We start from the raw sequence: 25,116 nt of genomic DNA, 5'->3' as shown, positions 1-25,116 counted from the left end.
TTATGGGAATCGATATTCAGGCGCTGTGGACGCCAATCATGGCCCTGGTGCTGCCCTTCTTTCGCATCCTCGCCTTTTTACAGTTCGCTCCGGTGATCGATAACCGCGTCTTCTCACGGCGCATCAAAATCGGCACCGCGCTGGCGTTGACCATCATCATCACCCCGATGCTGCCCAACAACGTGGTGCTTCACGAACTGGTTTCACTGCGCGCCATCCTGCTTATTGGCGAACAGCTGCTGTGGGGATTCTTCTTCGGCATGGCGCTGCAGCTGGTGTTTGTCGCGCTACAAACGGCGGGGCATATTCTGTCGATGAATATGGGGCTGGGGATGGCGATGATGAACGACCCGGTTAACGGCAGCTCTACCACGGTGATTTCACAGATTATCTACGTTTTCTGCGCCCTGCTGTTTTTCATTATGGACGGCCATCTGCTGCTGGTGACCATCCTGTTTAAAGGCTTCAGCTACTGGCCCATCGGTCAGGCCATCAACCAGCCGACGCTGACGCTTATCGCTCAGGGGTTAGGCTGGATTATGGCCTCGGCGACGCTGATTGCGCTTCCGACGACCTTCGTCATGCTGATTGTGCAGGGCGGCTTCGGCCTGCTCAACCGCGTTTCGCCGACGCTAAACCTGTTTTCGCTTGGCTTCCCCATCAGCATGCTGTTTGGCCTGCTGTGTATTTCGATGCTGGTCACCAACATTCCTGACCACTATCTCAACCTGACTAACGAAATTCTGGCGAAACTCGACGCCATAAGGGTGCAGTAATGGCCTCCAGCGGAGATAAAAGCGAAAAACCCACAGCCGGGAAGCTGCGCAAGGCGCGGCAAAAAGGGGATATTCCCCGTTCAAAAGATTTAACCATGGCGGTAGGCCTGCTGGCCTCGTTCTTCACCCTGGCGACCTTCCTGCCGTACTATCGGTTGTTGATCGGCGAGTCGTTTGCCGCCGTCGGCACCATGGCGAAGGACCTCGATAACCCGAACGTCCTCAACCAGTTTCTGCTGCTGAATCTGTGGGTGCTGCTGCGTTTTATCGCCACGCTGATCCCCATCCCGCTGGCCTGCATCATCGCCAGCCTGGTGCCGGGCGGCTGGATTTTTACCCCGTCGAAGCTCAAACCCGATTTTAAAAAGCTCAGCCCTATCAGCGGCGTTAAACGTATGTTTTCCGCCAGCCACTACACGGAAGTGGGCAAAATGATGTTGAAATGCGCGACGATCCTCGCCGTTGTCTACACCATGGTGCATGACCAGATGGATAGCCTGCTGCATCTCCAACGGCTGTATCTGTATCAGGCTATCGGCCAGGGTTTTGGCATTTTTCATCACGTTGTCAGCTATTTCATTGCCGTTATCGTTATTTTTGCCTTACTTGATGTGCCGTTGAGCAAATTCATGTTCACCAAAAAGATGCGCATGACCAAGCAGGAAGTGAAGGAAGAGTACAAAAACAACGACGGTAACCCGCAGATCAAGGGTCGCATCCGCCAACTGCAGCGCCAGATGGCGATGGGGCAAATCTCGCGCACCGTGCCCGAAGCGGACGTGATTATCACTAACCCAACCCACTACGCCGTGGCGCTGAAATACGACCCGCAGAAAGCGGAAGCGCCGTACATCGTTGCCAAAGGCATTGACGACGTGGCGCTGTGGATACGTGAAGTGGGCGCCACTCATAAGGTAGAAGTGGTGGAGTTTCCACCGCTGGCGCGCGCGGTGTACTACACCACTCGCGTTAACCAACAGATTCCGGCGCAGCTGTTCCGCGCCATCGCTCACGTGCTGACCTATGTGATGCAGCTGAAGTCATGGCGCGAAGGTCGTGCTGAGCAAAAACCCCGCCTGAACAGGCACATAGACATTCCTCAAGAGGTATTAAAAGCCAATGGCGAACAGTAAGATGCAAAACATGTTCGGCATGCTCCGCAAGGCGCAGATTGCCGTGCCTATCCTGCTTCTCTGCGTACTGGCGATGGTCATCCTACCGCTGTCACCGCTGATGCTGGATATCCTGTTTACATTCAACATTGTGCTGGCGGTCATCGTACTGCTGGTCGCGGTGAATATGCAGCGTCCGCTGGACTTTGCTATCTTCCCGACGCTGCTGTTAATCACCACGTTGATGCGTCTGACGCTGAACGTGGCGTCGACCCGCGTGGTGTTGCTGAATGGCCATCAGGGGGAAGGCGCTGCCGGTAAGGTGATTGAAGCCTTTGGCCAGGTGGTGATTGGCGGCGACTTCGTCGTCGGCTTCGTGGTGTTTATCATCCTGATGATCATCAACTTTGTGGTCGTCACCAAGGGTGCCGAGCGTATCTCCGAGGTTTCCGCACGCTTTACGCTGGATGCGCTGCCGGGTAAACAGATGGCGATCGACGCCGACCTGAATGCCGGGCTTATCAACCAGCAGCAGGCGCGAAGCCGCCGTCAGGAAGTGGCGAAAGAAGCCGACTTCTATGGCGCGATGGACGGGGCGTCCAAGTTTGTGCGCGGCGATGCCGTTGCCGGGATTATGGTACTGATCATCAACGTGATCGGCGGTATCTGTATCGGTATCTTCAAATACGATCTTGATGCCAGCCACGCGTTCCGTCAGTACGTTCTGCTGACCATCGGTGACGGTCTGGTCGCCCAGATTCCGTCCCTGCTGCTGGCGACCGCCGCGGCGATCATCGTGACCCGCGTCAGCGAAGGTAACGACGTCAGCGACGAAATCAAAACCCAGCTGCTCTCCAAGCCAAAGGTGCTGTACACCGCGGCATTCGTGATGTTCATTCTGGCCGTTGTGCCGGGTATGCCGCACATCGCCTTCCTGAGCTTTACCGCCCTGCTGGTGTTCGCCGCCTGGCGGCAGAGCAAGGTGGTGCAGCCCGCGCCACAAGAGACGGACATGGAGGCCATCAGTGAAGCGTTGGCCCCCGATACCAACCCGGCGATTACCTGGGACAGCATTCCGCTGGTCGAGCCGATTGGCCTGAACCTTGGCTACAAGCTGGTGACGATGGTGGATGAGTCGAAGGGCAGCCCGCTGTCGCTCCGCGTGCGTGGGGTGCGGCAGGTGATCTCTGAACTGTGCGGCGTGCTGCTGCCGGAGATTCGCATTCGTGAGAACTTCCGCCTCAAGCCCGCGCAGTACGCCATTCACATCAACGGTATCCGCACCGCGCTGGGCGAAGTGAACGCCGAGAAGCTGATGGCCATACCCGGCACCGAACTGTACGGCGAAATCGACGGCGTGCTGGATACCGACCCGGCCTACGGCATGGCGATAGTGTGGATTGACCCGGAACAGAAAGCCAAAGCGCTGAACCTCGGCTATCAGGTCGTCGACTGCGCCAGCGTGGTGGCGACGCATGTCAACAAAGTCGCCCGCGAGCATCTGCCGGAGCTGTTTAACTACGACGATATCACCCATCTGCACGCCCGTCTGGCGCAGCAGGCGCCGAAACTGGCGGAGGATTTAAACGCCGCGCTCAACTACAGCCAGCTGCTGCGCATTTATCGCCAGCTGTTGCTGGAACAGGTGTCGCTGAAAGATATCGTCACCATCGCTTCAACGTTGCTCGAAAGCGCGGCGGTAACCAAAGATCCGGTGCTGCTCACCGCGGATGTACGCTACGCCCTGCGACGTGCCATCGTGCATAACATTAACGGCGATCGCCCGCAGCTGGCTGCCTACACCATGGATAATCAGCTGGAGAATATGCTGCTCGGCGCGCTGAATCAGGCACAGCAGGCTGGCAAGGTGGCGCTGGACAGCTTCCCGGTTGACCCGAACATTCTGACCCAGCTGCAAAATACGATGCCGATGATTTACGAGCAGATGAAAGCGAAGAGTTTGCCGCCGCTGCTTCTGGTCACGCCGCAGCTGCGCCCGGTAATTTCACGTTATGGCCGCCTGTTTGCCAGCGGGCTGCACGTGCTGTCGTACAATGAAGTGCCGGACGACGCCGACCTGAACGTGGTGGGAACGCTGGCGTAACCTGCCGCCTGAGATGCCCCTCTCCCTTTTTACGGGAGAGGGAACGGACCGAAACTTACTGATCGAGGTAGCGCAGCTTCCATTCCGCTATCGTGCGCGGCATTTTGGCCAGATTGTTACCCTGGGTGCTGAAGTACGAGAACGCCAGCTTCCCTTTATCATCCGGCTCAACCCGCGCCGCCCAAATATTGCTGGCCGTGTACATGATAATAGCCGTACGGGTATTGGCCGCACCGCGCACCCACATCGACACTGCTGTAGCGCCGATATTATCTATATCTTCATGATAGATATAGATATTCGCTGTATCGACGAACTTTTGATAGTCGTCGCCAACCAACGTGCGGAAGCGTTCATCCATTTTAGGATCGGTGAAAATCTCCAGCGAAAGCAGCGTCGCCTTTGGCCGCGGATCCTGCTCTGACTTCAGGTAGCGCCCATCGATAAACGCGCCGTTAGGCATTGACAGGCGGCAGCCCCAGTCGGCATTGCTGTAGGCCTGAATCGCCCCGCTTTTACGCGGGATAAACAACACTTTGCACTTTTTGCTATCGACCATATCGTCGATCAGCACCATGCCGTTAATCTTGCGGGCTTCAGCGGTAAATTCATCCTTATTCTGTCCGGCCCAGATACGAATATCGGCGGTAATTGACCAGTCCGCGCTATGGCTGAATTGGATCACCCCGCCGCTCATATTCGCCGCGCTGGTGTTCCACCAACGGCCTTCCCACGCAAAGCCCGGCTGCGCTTCGGCAATTTTGCTGATCCCGGAATAGTAAGCGCGCTCAATACAGCTGTCCGATGCACAGCTTTCCAGAGATTTCTCCCAGGCCTCATACTCCTGATGCACCTGACGCGCATCACGATACACCAGCATCGCGCGGTAAACGCTCGACATCGTGTTATCCAGCCAGCTCAGGTTATCGTTATTACAGATGGTATTTTCCAGCGGCGTTGAAGCGCGCTGGCAGTTCACCGCAAAAGCGCTGGAGGCGGAACATGCCGTAATAAGAATGAGTAAATTAATCAGGCGCTTAATCATTTAGGATACTTTTTAACCAGAGAGAGCGCTTATTCTGGCGAAAACAAACTTTTATTGCAATAAAACAGCACGAATTATTCACCGTTCAAATAATTAATCCATGCTTAAGTTGTAGCAATAAGCTGTCGCTTGTTTATTACGTGTGTTCTTTTTTGGATTATCACGTTATGAAGATAGACAGTAGTAATTACACGCTCTCGGTACTTTCTTCTTACTCTTCAACGGAAAACACCGAACGCAAACCGCTGGGTATCCTGCGTCACAGCGGGCAGTACAGCCCACAAGCAGGCAACTGGAAACTTTCCGACCCTACGCTTTCCGCCGTCGTCAGCCTACGTAGAGGCGACGTTATGCCCTATTACCAGGGTAAATCGGTAGCATGGGCATTAATTGAATATGATGTAACGGAACTGACGGAGAACTAATATTTAACTAACGTTTCACTTATTAAATATTTTAGCTTTATTTCTGTAACTCAATATTCTTTACGCGGTGAAAATAAGCCCTCCACCGCGTATCGATCATATTAACTAATATCGGCAACCGAGGACCGTGCCACCAGACGCCCGGTGAATACGCGCCCTTCGGGCATAAACAGGGAATGGCCGTCAATTAACGCGCGAATACGCTGCACGCAATGATCCAACAGTTGTTCGACGGGATAGGAAATGCAGGTCAGCGGCGGATAGACCAGCGATGCCAGCGGAGAGTCTTCCAGACTAACCAGCGACACTTCCTGCGGGATCGCAATATTGAATTCACGCAACAGGCGCATCGCTTCAGCGGCGTAGCAATCACGCTTGGCGATAATCGCCGTGTATTTCGTGAAGCTATTGATCAGCGTCAGCAGTGCCTGTTCAATATTATTATTGGCCATCACCAGCAGTTGCCGATTAAACGGCAGGGAGAAATTTTGCAGCACGCTACGGTAGCCGTCGAGCATCTGCTTACTCGCAACGTCGTTTTCATTGTCTAACAACAGCGCAATATTACGGTGCCCTTTACCCAGCACGTAGCGACAGGCGCTTTCGGTGGCAAAGGCGTAGTTATAGCCCTGGCTGGCGCTGCCTTTTGCGGAGAACTCATCAAATGCGATGACATTGCTGGCCACATCACCGCTGTTACGGCCCAACGTTACCACGGCAACACACTGATGTTGCAGGCTTTCCACCGCAGCCTGCTGTTCAGCGGCGTCGTTGACGTACTGAATCATTAGCGATTTATTCAACGATTTAACCGCCTGCGACAGCTGCGGCAATAGCGTCGCGCTAAACTCCGCTTCATACGCGGGCAGCACCATACCGACGTAGCTGGAGGTGTTGCTCGCCAGATTCTGCGCCGCAAAGCTTGGGCGGTAGTTTAGCTCTTCTACCGCACGTAATACGGCCTCACGGCTCTCTTCACGAACGCCACGCGTCCCCGTCAACACGCGCGAAACGGTGGCACGGGAAACGTTGGCTAACTTTGAAACATCATCAATAGTAGGCATGGTGTCGTCTGTATTACGGTTTTCTCCCTATAGTAACATAAATACGTACAGGTATTCGCCAACTCCCCGCCGCAGAGGCGCCGGGGAGTATGGGGTTTAGTGGCGAGTGCGATAAAGCTCAATCAACTCACCCACCAGCTCTTTCGCAAGGATTGAGGTCATTAGATGATCCTGAGCGTGCACCATCACCAGCGTCATTTTGGTTTTCCCTTCGCCTTCATCGGCTTCAATCAGCTGAGTCTGCACCCGATGCGCTTCACGCGCATAATGCTGCGCCTGCTCCATCTTCTCATCGGCGTCGGCGAAATCGCCGGTTTTGGCGCTGTTCAACGCTTCGTAGCACAGGCTACGCGATTGACCGGCGTTGATAATAATCCCCATCACTTGCTCTTCTAAATCCATAACATCCTCTCAATACAACACATTACGCGGTCTCAGATTGCCCAACGCGGCTTTCGGCCCCAGCGTCGCCGGTTTCCTGCGACAGCAGCTGTTTCTCGTACGCCTTCAGGAACGGGTAGTACATGACGGCGGCAGTCGCCATACAGATCAGGCACATAATGATCGGGCTGAATGACCAGTTTGCCGCCCACGATGCGCCGATAGGCGCTGGCGTGGTCCACGGCGTCATCGACACCACGCGGGAAACGAGGCCGAAGTCGAGGGCAAAGTAAGCCAGCGTGGCATTGACCATCGGTATCAGCACAAACGGAATAAAGAACAGCGGGTTCATAATGATTGGCGCACCGAACAGGATCGGTTCGTTGATATTAAACAGCCCTGGCACCACGCCCATACGACCAATCGTCCGCAGGTGTACCGCCTTGCTGCGCATCAGCAAAATCGCCAGCGGAAGCGTGGAACCCACCCCGCCAATCAACAAATAGTGGTCCCAGAATCCCTGAACGTAGATGTGGGGAATCGCAGTGCCGGCAGCCATTGCGGCCTGGTTAACCGACAGGTTTGCCATCCAGAACGGGTTCATAATGCCGGTCACAATCAGCGCACCGTGAATCCCGGCAAACCACAGAATCTGGCACACCATGACTGACAGCAAAATGGCTGGCAACGTATCAGATGCTGCAACCAGCGGTTTAACCAGCGACATAATCGCTTCCGGAATAATCATCCCCAGTTGCGCTTCAATAAGCAGATTCAGCGGATGCAGCGTCAGCGCTACCGCCAGAACGGGGATCAGGATTTCAAACGAACGCGCCACGCCGGTAGGTACTTCCGGTGGCAGACGAATGGTGATGTTGTGACGGCGCAGGAAGGCGTACAGCTCGGTGGTGTAAATCGCCACTAGCAGCGCGGTAAAAATACCCTGACCGGAGAAGTAAGCGACAGATATCTGCCCATCCTTCAGCGGCGCGGCCACCAACAAAAAGCCCATCAGCGACAGCATGCCGGACGTCAGCGGGTCCAGTTCATGATGACGCGCCAGGCTTGCCGCCACCCCGACGGAGATAAACAACGTCATGATGCCCATACTGAAGTTAAACGGCAGCATCAGGCTTTCGCGGTGGTCCAGGGAGAACTGCAGCCATGCTCGCGCAAAGCTCCAACTGGTATCCGGCGAAAACGGTGGAAAGATAAACACCAGCATGAAGGAGCCGACGATCATAAATGGCAGCGCGAGGATAAAACCGTCGCGAATAGAAGTAACGTATTTTTGCTGGCCAATTGCTCCAGCCATTGGCGTGATTTTCTGTTCTATCACGCTGATTAATTTAGCGTACAGAGAGCTCATGCTTTATCCCTTAGTTATTGTTATCAATTAAGGACAGGGCAAAATCCAACACCGCGCCGCCTTTTTGCATGCCGTAGTCCATCATGTTGATCGGCTCGACCTTGATGCCGTAAGCGCTGGCTTTCTGCTGCAAATCTTTCTGCATGTATTTGACCTGCGGCCCCAACAGCACCACCTGATAGTGGCCCACCTGCTGTTCAAATTCGGCGACGCCAAACGCTTTGATATCAACCTCCAGACCGCGCTTTTGCGCCTCTTCCACCATCTTTTTCACCAGCAGACTGGTGGACATCCCAGCGGAACAACACAGCATAATTTTCTTCATGGAACACTCCTGACTGAGTAGTAACGATGAGCGGACTATAATCAGGAGGAAACAAAACGGAAAGCGCTTTCCGAATGTGAATCCGTTAAATGTGAGCACGATCACCGGTTGCAGGCTTTCACTTTGTTGGGATGTAGGCGATGATCCAGGCTCCTCCGTCCGATATAAGGTTCGCCATGAACATTCAGTTTATGAATGTTGCTGTGACGCTGATTGAGCAGCGCGTTACGCCTTTTGCTAATCTTCTGACCCGCAGCCAGCACATCACCGCCATGCGCGACAGTTTTGCGTTGGCCATGCCGTTCGTCATCGTTGGCAGCCTGATGGTGCCGTTCATTTTTCCGCCGTTTACCATCAACGGCGCTTGGTATCAGGCAATTCGCCCTATGCTGCTACCGACCTTTGAGCTGACGATCGGCCTCATCGCACTGATCATCGCCTTCGGCGCCAGCGCCAGCTTAGGTAAGCAGTATCAGCTACCCGAACGTCTTTCCGGGCTGACGGGGTGCCTGGCCTTTCTGGTGTTTATTGGCTTCAAAGAAAACGGAGGAAGCAATCTTTTCCTTGGCGGGATGGGGATATTTAGTGCTTTAGTTTCAAGCTTTTATTCTGTTGAAATCATCCGAATTTTTTACCGAAAAGGCTGGTGTATTCGTCTACCCGACGAAGTACCGATCATGACCCGTAACGGCTTTCAGCTGCTGGCGCCGCTGCTGGTGATTATGCTTTCGATAACGGTCGTCAATGCCGGATTGAAGCTACACACCGGGATGATCCTGCCTGAATTAATCAGCGAAGCGCTGCGGCCGCTTATCATTGCTTCCGATACGCTAACGGCCTTACTGATATCCCTGCTTATCTGCAATTTGCTTTGGTTTATTGGCATTCATGGCGCGCTGATTATTACCGGCATCATGAATCCATTCTGGATGACCTATCTCTTTGAAAATCAGCAGGCATTAGCAAACAACATCACGCCGCTGCCCCATATTTACCTGCAAGGATTCTGGGATTTCTACCTGCTGATCGGAGGGATTGGTTCTACGCTCCCGTTGGTTTTTATGGCGCTGCGTAGCCGGTCCCGGCAGCTAAAAAGTGTGGGCAAAATTGGCCTGATCCCCTCACTCTTTAACATCAACGAACCGATACTCTTTGGTTTCCCAATTATACTTAACCCATTATTCTTAATACCTTTTATTGCCGTTCCCATGATTAACGCCTGCATTGCATGGTATCTCACACACCTCGGCGTGCTTGACCGCGCCGTGGCGATGCTCCCCTGGTCTATGCCTGCGCCACTGGGTGCTGCATGGACGGCAAACGGAAGCTGGAAAAACATGTTCATGTGCCTGTTCGCCTTCTTCAATGCCTGGATGATCTATCGCCCATTCTTCAAAGTCTACGAGCGGCAATTAGCGGAATCTGAAGCCCGCTAATCGATTCCCTTCACAGTTTTTTTCTTGCCAGCGCCATACCGGCGCTGGTTTTTTTATCTCCTTCGAATAAAAAGTCGATCTACATCACGCTTTCAAGTGAACAATCTCTGGATCTGTGATTTGATCCGGCAATTATGGAAAGCGCTTTCCGTATGTGGATGTACTTTTCCATTTTTGATCCGTAAATTTCCCATCGCATTAACAAAAGCGCTATTGCGTACAAAAAATAAAAGGGAAAAGTGAAAGATGAAACAACTTAACCGATTGATACCTCTGGCTATACTTATCAGCGCTGCCACAAGCGGCCTGGCCCACGCCGAAAAATATGACTTCCAGCTCCATGGCTACATGCGCTCAGGGATCCTGGCGAACTCGGACGGCAACCGCGTAGATTCCGTCGGGTTGATGCCAGACGGTAAATGGCGCCTGGGCAACGAAGAAGACACCAAAATCGAGCTTATTCCTACCGTCACACTGAAATCCGATTCCGGCGCTGTGGCGAAAATTCAGGCCAACATCACCCACCAAAGCAAATGTACCTCGGACTGGAACTGTCAAGATGATGACGGGCACGACGTACAGTTCCGCGAGGCCTACGCCGAACTCACCAATCTCGACTTTGCCCCAGAGATGACCTTCTGGGGCGGTAAGCGTTACAGCAGTTCCAACACCTCCAGCCACCAGTTTGACTGGGAGTACATTCAGTACAACGGCACCGGCGGTGGCTTCGATAACATGGATCTGGGCTTCGCCCGCTTTGACGCAGGGGTTTACGCCTTCTCCCCCACTGATGAAACCAAAGCCTATCCGGTCGACAAAGGCGATCAGGGCTACCCGGATGACTACTCGCTTAACCTGTGGTTGAAAAAGATCGCCGGTACCGGGCTGGATCTGGAACTGATCGGCCATCGCATGAACCGCAACGAAAACCACCCCACCTCCGCAGAGAAAGGCTACGGTGTGACCGGTGTTTATAATTTTGACGGCTTTTGGGGCCTGACGGGCGGCTATTCCAAACTGGTCATGCAGTATGGCCGCGGCCTTGCGGCTGGCGATTCGCTGGGTAAAAACGGCTGGGGCTGGGCAAACCTTGAGGATACTCAGTCCTGGCGCATCGTGCTCGACAGCATGGCCTCAATGGGCGATATCGACATTTCGACCTTCGCCTACTTCCAGAAAGACAAAAACTACCGTTGGTGGAGCAGCGACAATAACGGCTGGGGCCGCACCAGCTGGGTTGCGGGTATCCGTCCTTATCATCAGATCACCAAAAACTTCGCCATGCAGTATGAGCTGGGCTACGAATACCTCGATGACGATAACTACAAAGGGGTTAATGGCAAAGGCAAGGGCGGGCTGACGAAAGTCACCGTAGCACCGACGCTGACCTTCGACTCTGGCTTCTGGAGCCGCCCGCAACTGCGCTTCTTCGTCACTTACGCCAAATGGGATAAAGGCGTCTCTGATGCCCTCGACGGCAACTACAACTGGGGCACCAACACCATCGACGCCGGTGGCTACAGCCGCAGCGGTGACACCGATACGGTCAACTTTGGCGTACAGGCAGAAGTCTGGTTCTAAGGAGAGAAGCCATGAAACGAGTCGCAAAAAAATCCCTGTTCCTCGCCGTACTGGCAGCACTGACCAGCGCTGGTGCGCTCGCGGCGGAACCTTCTCACTTCGATAACTTCATTACCCGCCAGGGCGCACAGCTGATGGACGGTAACCAGGAATTTCGCTTCGCTGGGATCCACGCCCCTGAACTGCATCGGATTGAAAACGATGCGCGCGGCGTCTGTAAAGCCGATCCGCGCGGATGGGGTCAATATTTCAAATGGCCCACGCCGGAAGAACAAGAAAACTGGATTAAAGCCATCGTGCAAACCGGAGCCAGGGCCCAGCGCGTCTATGTGCTTTCAGTGCAACAGGAGAACGACGAAGCCTGTGAACGAGAAACGCATATCATGGCTCCCGCTACGCCAGGCGGCATGCCGCGTCTGAACGAAAAGGCGATGGTGGTTTACGACAACATGATTGCCGAAGCCGATAAACAGGGCCTGCGCCTGATTCTGCCGTTTATCGATCACTGGTGGTGGTGGGGTGGTCGCGAACAACTTGCGGCTTTTTACCATGAAAAACCTGAAGATTTTTACAACACGCGCAGTAAAACCTACCAAGCGTATCTGGATGTCATTCGCCAGGTGATCACCCGCACGAACACGCTTACCGGGCGTGCCTACTCCGAGGAAAAAGCCATTATGGCATGGGAGACCGGTAATGAACTGGAAGACACAAATGCGGAATTCCTGAAGCAGACGGCGGCGTGGATTAAGAAAATGGCTCCACACCAACTGGTGGTTGACGGTACCTATAAAAAAATCAACGACTTCTCCGTGAACGATCCCAACGTGGATATCGTCAGCAACCATTACTACACCAATGCCGGAAACAATCACCCGGAACAGGTGAAAAAGGATCTGGAGGCTATCGGCGGTAAGAAAGTGTACCTGGTGGGTGAGTTCGGGTTGCTTGATAGCAACGCGTTGAACAGCATCATGCAGTCGATCGTTCATACTGACGTTAACGGCGCAAAAGCCGCAGGGGGGTTCATCTGGGGTTTCCGTGGGCACCGTCACGACGGCGGTTTCTATTGGCATAAAGAGTACACCGGCCACTACAGCTACCATCTGCCGGGCTTCCCGGAAGGGGATGCCAATCAGGAAACGGAGATCGTCAACCTGGTTCGCAAAGCGGCTGCGCAGATCGCGGGACAGGAACAAATGGCCCCGCTCCCCATACCGGATGCGCCAAAACTACGTGAAACCACTTCGCCGTTCGCCATCAACTGGATGGGTGCCGCTGTTGGTCGCAGTTACGACGTTGAACGTGCGGAGTCGAAAGACGGCCCGTGGCAAGTCGTAGGACATAATATTTCCGACGGTGTGCAGGAGTGGAATCCGGAAACGATGGATCTCTTCCGCGACGACTACACGTCGTTGACGCTGGGCAAAACTTACTTCTACCGCGTCATTGCTAAAAATGAAACCGGGCAATCGGCACCGTCTAACGTTATCAGCGTCACCCATACGCAGAAAAACAAGGCGCCGGTCATTACGCTTGAGGAAACGGCCACCGCCGCACAACACAGCGGACTTAGCCTCAATGCGCGGTGGCAGGACGACAATCTGCCGTCACGAAAAGTGCGCGAAAAGTGGACCAGTACGGGCAAAAAACAGGCGCATTTTTGCGATGCCAACAAGGCCTCAACCCGCGCCTGGTTCCCAACACCCGGTACCTACCAGCTGACCTTCACTGCCGACGATGGCCTATTGAAAAGCAGCAAAACGTTGACCGTCAACGTCACCGAGGCCACCGCGAAAGTACCCGCCGATTTCTGCCACTTTGACAGTCAGTTACAGGGTCTGGAGCAAAGCCAGAAAACGGTGATCAAGAGCGCGGACAATGAACTGGCAACCGGCGAAGATGGTTTCCTGGGACCGTTTGCCAATGATGGCGATAAAGCGAGCTGGAAGATTGCGGCACCGTGGGACGGCAATTACCTACTTCACCTCGATTTCAATGCCAGGTGGGGTGGAAAGAAGAACTCGGTGCAGATTAACGGCGATAAACCTATCCAGATTGAATTTCCGCAAACTGACGAGCACGGCCAGCGGATGACGATTCCGGTCTATCTCAAGCAGGGTGAAAACACCATCAGCGTGGGGAAATACGCCGGTGACTGGGGCTATATCTTTATCAAGTCCATTCAGGTGAATGCAGAGTAGTGCTTTGCTGCGCCGCTAACGGCGCAGTTTTTTGTTTTTATTCAGGAGATTAAATGACCACGTACGCGTTTCCAAACCATTTCCTCTGGGGCGCCGCCGCCTCGGGCCCGCAAACCGAAGGCGCAGAGGGTAAACCTCATCGTTCCATCTGGGACAGCTGGCACGCCGCGCAGCCGGAGCGCTTTTACCGGGGAATCGGCCCTGAGACGGTCTGCAAGACGCTGCACCGTTACAAAGAAGATGTCGCCCTGATGAAGCACATCGGCTTTAACTCATTTCGTACCTCTATTCAGTGGTCGCGGCTGATCGACGATCTGGAAACCGGCGAGCCGAACGCAGAGGCCGTCCGCTTCTACAACGACTATTTCGACGAAATGATCGCTAACGGCATCGAACCGATGGTTAACCTCTACCATTTTGATATGCCGGAAGATTTGCAAAATCGCTACGGCGGCTTCGAGTCAAAACACGTGACCGATCTGTTCGCCCGTTTTGCCGCCACGGCGTTTCGCCTGTTCGGCCATAAAATCAAATACTGGATAACCTTCAACGAGCCGATTGTGCCGGTGGAAGGCGGCTATCTGTATGACTTCCACTATCCGTGCAAAAAAGACGGCAAGCTGGCGGCGCAGGTGGCGTTTAACATCATGCTGGCGCACGCCAAAGCGGTGCAGTGCTATCGCGAGCAGACGCTGGCGGGCGAGATTGGCGTTGTCCTCAACCTGACGCCGTCCTATACCCGCAACGACTCAGCGGAAGATAAAAAAGCGGCTTGGTACGCCGACCTGCTGTTTAACCGCAGCTTCCTCGACCCGCTGGTGAAGCACCAGTTCCCGAAAGAGCTGTGCGAGCTGCTGGCGGTGCATAACTGTCTGCCGGAAACTACCAAAGAAGAGGTCTCGCTGATTACCGACTCGCGGATCGACTTCCTCGGCGTGAACTACTACGTGCCGCGCCGCGTGCAGGCGCGCGAAACGCCGTACACCCTCGACTACTTCACACCGGAGTACTACTTCGAAAACTACGTTGACCCGAACGGCCGCTTTAACCCGTACCGCGACAACAACGAAATTCATCCGCAGGCTATCTACGACATTGCCAGCAATATTCGCGATAATTACGGCAATATTAAGTGGTATCTCGCCGAAATTGGCATCGCGATGGATCTGCAATCCGAAGGCCCGGTACAGGCGGATGGTGTGATTGACGATGGTTTCCGTATTGGTCTGATGGAAGAGCATCTGGTGCAGCTACACCGCGCCATCGCCGACGGCGCAAACTGTTTCGGCGTACATCAGTGGACGTTTATCGACAACTGGTCGTGGCTCAACTCGTTTAAACGCCGCTACGGGTTCTACCGCCTCGACCTTGAAACCGGCGAACGGCAGATTAAGCGCAACGGGCTATGGTTTAAGGCGCTGGCGGAGAGTAACCAGTTTACCCTCGAATAACGCCGTTTACCCGGTAGGCCGGATAAGGCGTTTACGTCGCCATCCGGCAATGTGCCGCATCGTGCCCGATGGCGCTACGCTTATCGGGCCTACGCTTATACCGGGCCAATCCCCTGCAACAGCACCGCCAGCGCGTTGCCGACAATCATCTCCGGCGTCAGCATCGCCAGCCGCTCGTCTTTACGCATCCGGGAAAAGGGCACCAGCACCAGGCTTAACAGAGTGGTAAACAGCAGCTCCGCCGAAAGATGCGGGTTGACCTTTCCTTCCTCCTGCCAGCGTTTCACCATCGCTAACGTCGCCTGATACTTCTCATCGCCAAAACGCGCGTGAAGATGCTGGCGCAGCACCGGCATCTCGCCGATCACTTCCTGCATCCACAGCGGGGCGAACCACTCGTACTGCGCAGCAAGTGTCGCCAGTTTCTTGACCATTTCTGTCAGCGCTTGCACCGGTTCGTCAGGATAATCGCCAAACACACCGCCAATTTCGGCACGCAGCGGTAAAAATCGCTCTTCGATCATCACATCCAGCAATTGCTCTCGTGAATTAAAGTAGTAGTGCAGCATCGCTGGCGTGACCCCCGCTTCGCGGGCGATCGCATTCAGTGATGTGCGCGCAACGCCTTGCTGGGAAAACAGCTGCAAAGCAATATCTATCAGCTGTTCACGCTTGTCGGCATCGGGCTTGCTGCCGCGCGGACGACCCGGTCTACGCGGTTTAAGGTTATCTTTTTGTGCTGGCATAGAAACGGGATCCCTTGACCTCTTAACGATCTTCAATAAATATTAATTATGCATTTAATTAATTTCAAGTGAGGACATGATGGCGTCCGATATGACGACAAACGTGCAGCCGCAGCAGGCTGGCGTGACCTCAATTCGTCTGCTGTTCAGCGCGCTGCTGCTGGTGATGCTGCTCTCCGCACTCGACCAGACCATCGTCTCGACCGCGCTACCGACCATTGTCGGCGAGCTGGGCGGGCTCGACAAGCTCTCGTGGGTCGTGACGGCCTATATCCTCACCTCCACCATCGTGGTGCCGCTGTACGGCAAATTCGGCGATCTGTTTGGCCGCAAACGGGTACTGCAAATCTCGATTCTGCTGTTCCTCGCCGGCTCAGCGCTGTGCGGTCTGGCGCAGAATATGACCCAACTGGTGCTGATGCGGGCGCTGCAAGGGCTTGGCGGCGGCGGGCTGATGGTGATCAGCATGGCGGCGGTGGCCGATGTGATTCCTCCCGCCGAACGTGGCCGCTACCAGGGGTTATTCGGCGGCGTATTTGGTCTGGCGACGGTGATTGGCCCGTTGATTGGCGGCTTTATCGTCCAGCACGCTTCCTGGCGCTGGATTTTCTACATCAACCTGCCGTTGGGGCTCTTTGCGCTGTTTGTCATCGGCGCGGTATTCCATGCCAGCAACAAACGCAGCCAGCATCAGATTGACTGGCTGGGGGCGATTTACCTGACCCTGGCGCTGGTGTGTATTATTTTGTTCACCACCGAAGGCGGTACGGTGCGCGAGTGGAGCGACCCACAGCTGTGGTGCATTCTGGCCTTTGGTCTGGTGGGTATCGCCGGGTTCATCTATGAAGAGCGGCTGGCGTTTGAGCCGATTATCCCGCTTTCGCTGTTCCGCAACCGCAGCTTCCTGTTGTGCAGCCTGATCGGTTTTATCATCGGTATGTCGCTGTTCGGCTCAGTCACCTTCCTGCCGCTCTATTTGCAGGTAGTGAAAAACGCCACGCCAACGGAGGCTGGCTTACAGTTGATTCCGCTAATGGGCGGGCTGTTGTTGACCTCGATTATCAGCGGCCGGGCCATCAGCCGCACCGGTAAGTACCGCATCTACCCTATCGTCGGTACCCTGATGGGCTGCATCGGGATGGTGCTGTTGACGCGCATTACCATTACCTCGCCAACCTGGCAGCTGTATCTGTTTACCGGCGTGCTGGGGATGGGGTTGGGGCTGGTAATGCAGGTACTGGTGCTGGCGGTACAAAATACGGTCAGCGCCAATCTGTACGGCGTGGCGACCTCCGGGGTTACGCTGTTCCGCTCTATCGGCGGTTCCATCGGCGTGGCGCTGTTTGGCGCGGTGTTTACTTCGGTACTGCAATCACGGTTGATGGGCCTGTTGCCGGAAGGCGCTGCCATCCCGCAAGGGATGAACCCGGTGGCGATTCACCAGCTTCCCGCGGCGATTCGTACCGACTACCTCACCGCCTTCGGCGCGGCGATCCATGCGGCGTTCGTCATGGCGGCCTGCATTATGGTGGTGGCGTTTGTGCTGTCGTGGCTGCTGAAAGAAGCGCCGCTGAAAACGCGGCACGCGTAGAACAGTGCCGGATGGCGCTGCGCTTATCCGGCCTACAGATCGGAGTAGGCCGGATAAGGCGTAGCCGCCATCCGACAGCCCTTACAGCGCCTTCGTCAGATAGTGACGCGCCATCCCCGCCAGCGGGAAATCCTCCAGCGTCTTCACCAGCTGGTAGCCCTGCTTCTGATAAAACGGCAGCGCCTGGAAGCTGATGGTGTCGACCAGCGCGTGCAGACAGCCTTTCTCCCGAGCAAGCGCCTCAGCACGTCTGATAAGCTCACTGCCCACCCCGTCACCGCGCGTCGTTTCACACACCCACAGATAGTCGATGCTGAGCCAATCGCCTTTGCGCTGGCCAATCAGACCGCCGCGCATCACATCCTGCTCATCACGCAGATAAACGCAAATATCGCCCCACCCAGAGGCATCAATAAACTGGCGGTTGTACGCCCGCAGCCCGGTGAGCAATTCCTCTTTGTCTTCCTGCGTAATAACTTCTTTAATAACAAATGGCATATTTATTCCTTATTTTTATTGGCCGACCTGATTAATTTCACAAAAATCGCTTTTTTTCTCCATTCTTTTTTGCACAACGTAAAAAAGAAAAAATCCGTATTAGAAAATGCTTTTCATCAGACGCTCACTACGTATAATGAGCGAAAAATGAGAACGATCATTCTCACTATAAATTCTTACGGAGACATGCATGACCAGCAAGCTGGAAGCCCGGCAAAAAGCCCGCCAGGACGAGATCATCGCCGCTGCCCGCCGCTGCTTTCGCAACAGCGGTTTTCACGCTGCCAGCATGTCGCAGATTGCCGCCGAAGCGAAGCTGAGCGTTGGCCAAATCTACCGTTATTTCAACAATAAAGACGCGATTATTGAAGAGATGATCCACCGGATTATCGACTATCGGATCGCCGAGATGGCGGGAAAAACCCAAACCCATCTGATGCCACACATGCTGGCGTGGCGTATATCGTTAAACGAAGATGACGATGCGTTAATGCTGGAAATGGCCGCTGAAGCGACCCGTAATCCGCAGGTGGCCGCCTGGCTGAAAGAGGCCGATGCGCGCATGTTCAATACCGCCTGCGAGCACCTGCGTCATACCTACCCGCACCTCAGCGAAACCCGTATTCGCTGCTGCGTCGAGGTGATGGCGGTGATGGTGGAAGGGACGATTTACCGTCGACAAATTCCCCAGCAGGCCGCCGAAGAGGACATGGAAATAACGTATCAGAATATTATTAAGATGCTCGTCTCCGTTTAGCCGTTCTCTTTGTAAACGTCAGGATCTTTATTTCATCGTCGCCGTAACCCGGCGGCGTAGGCTTTTTTAGCCACGATGACACTCTTATTTACCGAACGAGGTTAACGCTAACCCCTCCCGAATATTGCAAAAGGAGCTTTCATGCCGCGTGTTTCCCTGTCATGGGTCGTGGTGCTGGGCCTGCTTTCCGCCATTGGCCCACTCTGTACCGATTTTTATCTCCCGGCGCTGCCGGAAATCACCGAGCAACTCAGCGCGACCGGCACGCAAACCCAGCTATCTCTCACCGCTGCGCTGATCGGTCTTGGCCTCGGCCAGATGTTCTTCGGCCCGCTCAGCGACCGTATCGGTCGCCGCAAACCGCTGGCACTGTCGCTGCTGTTATTTATCTTCTCTTCCGCGATGTGCGCCGTCACTCAGGATATTCACCTGTTGATCGGCTGGCGTTTCTTGCAAGGTTTCGCCGGGGCGGGCGGCTCGGTGCTGTCGCGCTCGATCGCCCGCGACCGTTATCAGGGAACCCTGCTCACCCAGTTTTTTGCCCTGCTGATGACCGTCAACGGCATCGCCCCGGTGCTCTCCCCGGTACTCGGTGGCTACATCATTACCGCCTTCGACTGGCGTATTCTGTTCTGGACGATGGCCGGAATTGGCGTGGTGCTGCTGGTGTTAAGCCTGACGGTGCTGCATGAAACGCTGCCGGCCAAAAGCGCCAGCACAGCGCAGCAGCCAAAGGGAACGCCAGTACTGAAGAATCGTCGGTTTATGCGCTACTGCCTGATTCAGGCCTTTATGATGGCCGGGCTGTTCTCCTACATCGGCACCTCGTCATTCGTTATTCAGAGCGAATACGGCATGAGCCCCATGCAGTTCAGCCTGTTGTTTGGCCTGAACGGTATCGGGCTGATTATCGCCGCGCTCATTTTCTCAAAACTGGCGCGCCGTGTGGCCGCTGAAACGCTACTCCGCCGTGGCCTGGTGCTGGCGGTACTGTGCGCGGCGGTGACGCTGCTGTTCGCCTGGTCCCAGTTGCCTGTTCTGGCGTTGGTCGGCCTGTTCTTTACGGTATCGTTTATGAGCGGGATCAGCACCGTTTCCGGCGCCGAAGCGATGAGCGCCGTCAGCAGCGCGCAGTCGGGCACCGCGTCGGCGTTAATGGGCACGCTGATGTTCGTCTGCGGCGGCATTGCGGCACCGTTGGCCGGATTGGGTGGCGAAACCATGCTGAAAATGAGCTTCGCGATGACCATTTCTTATGGTATCGCGCTGTTTTTCGGTCTGCAGAAGCCACGCAGCGCACGCTAAAATTCACCGCGGTAATAAAATATTCCAATATTATTACCGCAATTTTTCCCGATATAGCTACAAACCCCACATTACCTCACTCGTCTAATCGTGATAACCTTCACATGAATGGAATAATTAATTCCTTATACTGCTCGCCACTGTGAATGATGAGGTTTCCTATGAGTATCGACCTGAGCAAATTGCTGACTGAACGGCGCAACGCGAACAGTGCCAACATTGACACCCTCTCCACCGAAGAGATGCTGACGGTAATTAACAACGAAGATCAGCAGGTTGCTCATGCCATCACGCCGTATATTCCGCAAATTGCCCAGGTGGTTGACAGTGTCGCCAACGCGTTCCGTCATGGCGGCCGCCTGATTTACATTGGCGCGGGTACCTCCGGGCGTCTGGGGATTCTCGACGCCAGCGAATGCCCACCCACTTTTGGCACCCGCCCGGAACAAGTTGTCGGCCTGATCGCAGGCGGTCATACCGCCATTCTGAAGGCGGTTGAAAACGTCGAAGATAACGCCGCGCAGGGCGCAGAAGATTTACAGGCGCTGGGCTTTAACCAACATGACGTTCTGGTCGGCATCGCCGCCAGCGGCCGCACGCCGTATGTATTGGGCGCGATGGCCTACGCCCATCAACAAAACGCGCTGGTCGCGATCGTCAGCTGCAACCCGCACGGCGAAATGGCGCAGCGCGCCGACATCGCCATTACCCCGGTTGTCGGCCCGGAAGTGGTGACGGGCTCTACCCGCCTGAAGGCCGGTACGGCGCAGAAACTGGTGCTGAACATGATCACCACCGGGGCGATGATCCGCAGCGGCAAGGTCTACAGCAACCTGATGGTCGACGTTGAGGCCACCAACGCCAAACTGATCGAACGCCAGATTTCCATCGTGATGGAAGCCACCGAGTGCGATCGCCCAACCGCGCAGGCGGCGCTGGATGCCTGCGGCCGCCACTGCAAAACCGCTATCGTGATGGTGCTGGCGAACTTGAGCGCAGAAGCAGCCAAACAGCTGCTGGCTGACAACGGCGGCTTTATCCGCAAGGCGCTGCAACACTAATCCATCAGACTGGGGATTTCGTAGAATGGCAAAAATAAATAAAGAGATGATAGCCCGCATTCTTACCCTGGTTGGCGGAGCGCCAAACGTGGTGCAGGCGGGGAACTGTATGACTCGCCTGCGCTTAACGCTGCGCAATGAAGCGCATGCCGACGTTGCCGCCATTCGTCAGGTGGAAGGCGTGATGGGCGTGGTGGTCAGCAACGAACAATTCCAGATTATCCTGGGGCCAGGCAAGGCGCAGACCGCTTCGGAGATCATGAACCTGCTGCTGGAAGAAGCGCCGCTGACGCAGGCAGATGAGGCTCAATCCAGCGCTTCGCTGGCCGATATCGCCAGCGCCAAAAAGCAGGAGCTAAAGGGGAAACAAACCAGTAGCGTGCAGAAATTCCTCGCGAAGTTCGCCACCATTTTTACACCACTGATCCCCGGTTTTATCGCCGTTGGCCTGCTGCTGGGTTTCGCCACGCTCGCCGAACAGCTGTTCGTGCTGGAGAACGCCCATCCGAACGCCACGCTGGTTGATGTCATCAGCTACATGAAGGTGTTCAGTAAAGGCATGTTCACCTTCCTGAGTATTCTCATCGGCTATAACGCACAGAAAGCGTTCGGCGGCTCCGGCGTTAACGGGGCGATTATCGCCGCGCTGTTTATCCTCGGCTATGACCCGAAAGCGGCGGTCGGTTTCTATTCCGGCATCTCCGACTTCTTCGGCCACGCCATTGACCCCCGCGGCAATATCATCGGCGTGCTGATTGCCTCGATCATCGGCGCGTGGGTGGAAAAACAGGTACGTCGCGTTATGCCGGCCAACCTCGACATGATCCTCACGTCAGCCGTCACGCTGCTGATTATGGGGGCGGTGACCTTCGTGGTGATTATGCCTATCGGCGGTTACCTGTTTACCGGTATGTCATGGCTGTTCCTGCATCTTAACGGGAACCCGTTTGGTTCGGCGGTACTGGCGGGGCTGTTCCTGCTGGCGGTGATGTTTGGTGTGCATCAGGGTTTTGTACCGGTGTACTTCGCGCTGATGGAAGCCCAGGGCTTCAACTCACTGTTCACCATTCTGGCCATGGCCGGCGCCGGTCAGGTCGGCGCGGCATTGGCGCTTTACTACCGCGCGAAACAGGGCTCGCTGCTGCGCACGCAGATTAAAGGGGCCATCATCCCCGGCCTGCTCGGCGTCGGCGAACCGCTGATCTACGGCGTCACCCTGCCGCGCATGAAGCCGTTTGTCACCGCCTGTCTCGGCGGCGCCTGTGGCGGTTTCTTTATCGGCCTCGTTGCCTGGATGGGGCTACCGGTCGGTCTGAACACGGTCTTCGGCCCGTCTGGGCTGGTGGCGCTACCGCTGATGACCTCCAACAGCGGAATCTACGCCGGGATGGCGGTCTACGCGGCGGGACTCGCCGTGGCCTACATTGGCGGCTTCCTGCTGACCTGGCTTTTCGGCAGTAAAAACGTCGATCTCAGCTAACCCTTTTGCCCCCGGCGCACCGCTGGGGGCACGCTTCCCGCCATGCTATGATGCCCGTCAGAGCAAAATAATATGACAGGGTTGAGGAAAAATGGGTGCCACCAGAAAAGGGATGCTTAACGTCTTAATTGCCGCAATATTGTGGGGAAGTTCCGGCGTTTGCGCGCAGTACATCATGGAACACAGTCAGATGGGCTCCCCGTTTCTGACCATGATTCGCCTGCTTTCCGGCGGTTTTATTCTGCTGACGTTCTCTTTCCTGCACGGCGACGGCATCTTCCGCATCCTGAAAAACCGCAAAGACGCGATAAGTCTGCTGATTTTCTCGCTGGTCGGTGCGATGACCGTTCAGCTCACCTTCCTGATGGCGATTGAAAAATCCAACGCCGCCACCGCCACCGTTTTGCAGTTCCTGTCACCCACAATTATCGTGGCGTGGTTTGCCATCGTGCGCAAAGCGCGGCCTGGCCGCTTCGTCTTTGCCGCTATCGCCACCTCGCTTATCGGTACTTTCTTGCTGGTCACCCACGGCGACCCTACGTCGCTCTCGATCTCCGGCGCGGCGCTGTTCTGGGGGATTGCCTCGGCCTTTGCCGCCGCGTTCTACACCACCTGGCCATCAACGTTGATAGCCCGCTACGGCACGCTACCGATCGTCGGCTGGAGCATGCTGCTTGGCGGCGCAATGCTGCTGCCGTTCTACGCAGGACAAGGCACCCACATCGTCATTACCGGTAACCTGCTGCTGGCCTTTTTCTATCTGGTGGTGATTGGCACCTCCCTGACTTTCAGCCTGTACCTGAAGGGCGCACAGATGATTGGCGGGCCAAAAGCCAGCATCCTCAGCTGCGCCGAACCGCTGAGCAGCGCGTTTTTGTCACTGCTGCTGCTCGGGATCAGCTTCACTCTGCCGGACTGGTTAGGCACGCTACTGATTTTATCCTCGGTGATACTGATTTCGCTGGACTCACGCCGTCGGGTAAAAACGGTATAGCGGGATTCCAGCTATAGTTAATTCACCGTATGAACATAAGGATATCCGTCATGAAAAAGATCTGTCTCGCTGCCTGCCTGATGCTGCCAGCCGTCGCGTTTTCCGCACCGCTCGAAGGTCTGAAGTTCGAACAGCAAAAACAGCAGGTGGTGAAAGACGTGAAGCAGAACTGCCCGGCAAACAGCGGGCTGAGCGATACGCAGTTTGCCAATCGCGTGCTGGAGTCAGCTGAGAATAAAACCGCGGTGCAAAGCGCCACACGGGCGTTGGATAAGAACGATCGCGCGGCCTATGAGAAGGCGATAAAAACCATTCAGTGCCCCACCCAGAAATAGCAATAAGCAATCGTAGGCCGGATAAGGCGGAGCCGCCATCCGGCAACGTGTGCACAGCACACCTGATGGCTGCTACGCTTGTCAGGCCACCTCCCACAGCTCCCGTCTGTTGCCGCTCTTGCTCAATTGATGCTCATTTCATCCTCAAACGACAATTTTCTGTGACCCAGGACGAAATAATTAGTCTCATAAGCATGAGAAATTGATGGGTATCACACTTCTAGCTTTTATGAATAGAAACCGGTTTCAGTTTCATATCAAATCACAATCGCAATAACTTTTTACATTTCGAGGATAGGCACCAATGTACAAGATTATGCTCCGCCGCTGAATTCCACAGCGTGCGTAAAAGATTTTAAAATGAACTTTCGTCATCACTCATGATTGAGCGATCCATTATTTATGGACGCTAAATACGGTGGTCTCGCATGTTATTTATATGCTGGTCAATGAGGCCATGTATTAACCTTTGCTGCGCGCTTAAAAGGCGCTCAACAATGAACAACAAACAATAATTAATACCATCAACTGCACCATAAGCCGGAACCGTTAGTTAAGTAAGATAAATTTAACAGTAAGCATTGATATATTATTTCCGACCTCTTTTTATCATGACTTTAAATAGTTAGAGGATATTATTACGGTTAGGTTAGAGGATGCGGTAATGGAAATTATCATTAACGCGGGCCAGTCCAGATCGCTGTGCTTTGAGGCGCTGCACGCCGCACGTCAGGGTGAAATGGAGGAGGCCAAAAATCTCCTGCGGGAAGCCGATGGCTATGCCCGCCAGGCGCACCATATGCAAACCAAGCTTATTGAGCAGGATGCAGGTGACGCGCGTCAGCCCATGACCTTAATTATGGTACACGCGCAGGATCATTTAATGAATTCCCTGTTGGCACGTGAACTATCGGAAGAGATTATTCATCTTTACCAACGTTAATATTTAGGCATTCTGACTACGGAGATATTAATTACGCTAATTATTTAACTGTACCCTACGATATTAAAAATAAAATCAGCTTGTTTTGGTGGCGTCTTTTTATATTTACACCAGAACGGGATGGTTATTGTCT

The 25,116-nt window shown here is 54.7% G+C and carries 23 protein-coding genes; 16 read left to right on the top strand and 7 right to left on the bottom strand.

All coding sequences use genetic code 11. The features are described from left to right. The first annotated feature begins 2 nt into the window (after window positions 1–2). The 3 genes from fliR to GY169_RS00590 are packed head-to-tail and all read left to right on the top strand — an operon-like array spanning window position 3 to window position 3,992. The gene (gene fliR, locus GY169_RS00600; RefSeq protein WP_167574730.1) at window positions 3–776 is read left to right on the top strand and encodes a flagellar biosynthetic protein FliR; all 774 of its coding nucleotides are present in this window, start codon (window positions 3–5) and stop codon (window positions 774–776) included. Further along, window positions 776–1,909, top strand: a complete 1,134-nt coding sequence (gene flhB / locus GY169_RS00595; RefSeq protein ID WP_167574729.1) for a flagellar biosynthesis protein FlhB — start codon at window positions 776–778, stop codon at window positions 1,907–1,909. Before fliR ends, flhB begins: the two co-directional genes overlap by 1 nt. Beyond that, the gene (locus GY169_RS00590) at window positions 1,896–3,992 is read left to right on the top strand and encodes a flagellar biosynthesis protein FlhA (protein WP_167574728.1); all 2,097 of its coding nucleotides are present in this window, start codon (window positions 1,896–1,898) and stop codon (window positions 3,990–3,992) included. The genes flhB and GY169_RS00590 overlap by 14 nt, the downstream gene beginning before the upstream one ends. A 55-nt stretch (window positions 3,993–4,047) precedes the next feature. Here the strand turns inward: GY169_RS00590 and GY169_RS00585 are convergent, their stop codons facing one another. Continuing rightward, on the bottom strand, window positions 4,048–5,037 hold the full coding sequence (locus GY169_RS00585; protein WP_167574727.1) for a lysozyme inhibitor LprI family protein: 990 nt from the start codon (window positions 5,035–5,037) through the stop codon (window positions 4,048–4,050). Between the two features lie 167 nt (window positions 5,038–5,204). Between GY169_RS00585 and GY169_RS00580 the strand changes: the two genes are divergently transcribed. Further along, window positions 5,205–5,462 carry a hypothetical protein gene (locus GY169_RS00580; RefSeq protein ID WP_167574726.1) on the top strand — a complete coding sequence of 86 codons (258 nt, stop codon included), beginning with the start codon at window positions 5,205–5,207 and terminating at the stop codon, window positions 5,460–5,462. Window positions 5,463–5,563: 101 nt separating this feature from the next. On the opposite strand, the gene GY169_RS00575 is transcribed toward GY169_RS00580, so the two are convergent. The 4 genes from GY169_RS00575 to GY169_RS00560 all read right to left on the bottom strand — a co-directional run bounded on the left by GY169_RS00575 (window position 5,564) and on the right by GY169_RS00560 (window position 8,601). Further along, window positions 5,564–6,526, bottom strand: coding sequence for a LacI family DNA-binding transcriptional regulator (locus GY169_RS00575; protein ID WP_167574725.1), 963 nt, complete (start codon window positions 6,524–6,526; stop codon window positions 5,564–5,566). 96 nt (window positions 6,527–6,622) lie between these two features. Beyond that, entirely contained in the window at window positions 6,623–6,928 is a 306-nt protein-coding gene (gene chbA / locus GY169_RS00570) for a PTS N,N'-diacetylchitobiose transporter subunit IIA (RefSeq protein WP_064540875.1), read from the bottom strand. A 22-nt stretch (window positions 6,929–6,950) separates the two neighbouring features. Continuing rightward, entirely contained in the window at window positions 6,951–8,276 is a 1,326-nt protein-coding gene (locus GY169_RS00565; RefSeq protein ID WP_167574724.1) for a PTS sugar transporter subunit IIC, read from the bottom strand. Window positions 8,277–8,286: 10 nt separating this feature from the next. After that, window positions 8,287–8,601 carry a PTS sugar transporter subunit IIB gene (locus GY169_RS00560; protein WP_167574723.1) on the bottom strand — a complete coding sequence of 105 codons (315 nt, stop codon included), beginning with the start codon at window positions 8,599–8,601 and terminating at the stop codon, window positions 8,287–8,289. Window positions 8,602–8,777: 176 nt separating this feature from the next. Between GY169_RS00560 and GY169_RS00555 the strand changes: the two genes are divergently transcribed. From GY169_RS00555 to GY169_RS00540, 4 genes are all read left to right on the top strand, one after another. Beyond that, window positions 8,778–10,037, top strand: coding sequence for a PTS sugar transporter subunit IIC (locus tag GY169_RS00555; RefSeq protein WP_167574722.1), 1,260 nt, complete (start codon window positions 8,778–8,780; stop codon window positions 10,035–10,037). Window positions 10,038–10,283: 246 nt separating this feature from the next. After that, entirely contained in the window at window positions 10,284–11,618 is a 1,335-nt protein-coding gene (locus tag GY169_RS00550; RefSeq protein WP_167574721.1) for a maltoporin, read from the top strand. 11 nt (window positions 11,619–11,629) lie between these two features. Then, window positions 11,630–13,822 carry a CBM35 domain-containing protein gene (locus GY169_RS00545; protein ID WP_167574720.1) on the top strand — a complete coding sequence of 731 codons (2,193 nt, stop codon included), beginning with the start codon at window positions 11,630–11,632 and terminating at the stop codon, window positions 13,820–13,822. A gap of 53 nt (window positions 13,823–13,875) precedes the next feature. Then, the gene (locus tag GY169_RS00540; protein WP_167574719.1) at window positions 13,876–15,273 is read left to right on the top strand and encodes a glycoside hydrolase family 1 protein; all 1,398 of its coding nucleotides are present in this window, start codon (window positions 13,876–13,878) and stop codon (window positions 15,271–15,273) included. Between the two features lie 95 nt (window positions 15,274–15,368). Here GY169_RS00540 and GY169_RS00535 read toward each other — a convergent pair whose 3' ends face one another. Then, window positions 15,369–16,019 (bottom strand): TetR/AcrR family transcriptional regulator, encoded by a 651-nt coding sequence (locus GY169_RS00535; RefSeq protein ID WP_167574718.1) that lies wholly within the window; start codon window positions 16,017–16,019, stop codon window positions 15,369–15,371. A gap of 91 nt (window positions 16,020–16,110) precedes the next feature. On the opposite strand from GY169_RS00535, the gene GY169_RS00530 reads away from it, so the two are divergent. Then, window positions 16,111–17,610 (top strand): MDR family MFS transporter, encoded by a 1,500-nt coding sequence (locus GY169_RS00530; RefSeq protein WP_167574717.1) that lies wholly within the window; start codon window positions 16,111–16,113, stop codon window positions 17,608–17,610. A gap of 81 nt (window positions 17,611–17,691) precedes the next feature. On the opposite strand, the gene GY169_RS00525 is transcribed toward GY169_RS00530, so the two are convergent. Next, a complete protein-coding gene (locus GY169_RS00525) occupies window positions 17,692–18,108 on the bottom strand; it encodes a GNAT family N-acetyltransferase (RefSeq protein ID WP_064540847.1) in 417 nt (138 codons plus the stop codon). 190 nt (window positions 18,109–18,298) lie between these two features. On the opposite strand from GY169_RS00525, the gene GY169_RS00520 reads away from it, so the two are divergent. From GY169_RS00520 to GY169_RS00490, 7 genes are all read left to right on the top strand, one after another. Continuing rightward, on the top strand, window positions 18,299–18,865 hold the full coding sequence (locus GY169_RS00520) for a TetR/AcrR family transcriptional regulator (protein ID WP_167574716.1): 567 nt from the start codon (window positions 18,299–18,301) through the stop codon (window positions 18,863–18,865). Between the two features lie 141 nt (window positions 18,866–19,006). Then, window positions 19,007–20,170: a multidrug effflux MFS transporter gene (locus GY169_RS00515; protein WP_167574715.1), complete on the top strand. Its 1,164-nt coding sequence runs from the start codon at window positions 19,007–19,009 to the stop codon at window positions 20,168–20,170. Between the two features lie 161 nt (window positions 20,171–20,331). After that, the gene (gene murQ / locus GY169_RS00510) at window positions 20,332–21,231 is read left to right on the top strand and encodes an N-acetylmuramic acid 6-phosphate etherase (RefSeq protein ID WP_167574714.1); all 900 of its coding nucleotides are present in this window, start codon (window positions 20,332–20,334) and stop codon (window positions 21,229–21,231) included. Between the two features lie 25 nt (window positions 21,232–21,256). Continuing rightward, window positions 21,257–22,711 carry a PTS N-acetylmuramic acid transporter subunit IIBC gene (gene murP / locus GY169_RS00505; RefSeq protein WP_167574713.1) on the top strand — a complete coding sequence of 485 codons (1,455 nt, stop codon included), beginning with the start codon at window positions 21,257–21,259 and terminating at the stop codon, window positions 22,709–22,711. A 91-nt stretch (window positions 22,712–22,802) separates the two neighbouring features. After that, window positions 22,803–23,705: an EamA family transporter gene (locus tag GY169_RS00500; RefSeq protein ID WP_167574712.1), complete on the top strand. Its 903-nt coding sequence runs from the start codon at window positions 22,803–22,805 to the stop codon at window positions 23,703–23,705. 20 nt (window positions 23,706–23,725) lie between these two features. Next, window positions 23,726–24,040 carry a YicS family protein gene (locus GY169_RS00495; protein WP_411908134.1) on the top strand — a complete coding sequence of 105 codons (315 nt, stop codon included), beginning with the start codon at window positions 23,726–23,728 and terminating at the stop codon, window positions 24,038–24,040. Window positions 24,041–24,704: 664 nt separating this feature from the next. Continuing rightward, window positions 24,705–24,983 carry a PTS lactose/cellobiose transporter subunit IIA gene (locus GY169_RS00490; protein ID WP_191091015.1) on the top strand — a complete coding sequence of 93 codons (279 nt, stop codon included), beginning with the start codon at window positions 24,705–24,707 and terminating at the stop codon, window positions 24,981–24,983. The last annotated feature ends 133 nt before the right edge of the window (window positions 24,984–25,116 follow it).

The organism is Kluyvera genomosp. 3 (genome assembly GCF_011765685.1).
In the GTDB taxonomy this organism is placed as follows: domain Bacteria; phylum Pseudomonadota; class Gammaproteobacteria; order Enterobacterales; family Enterobacteriaceae; genus Kluyvera; species Kluyvera georgiana_A.
This window is presented reverse-complemented; position numbering and strand designations above follow the sequence as displayed.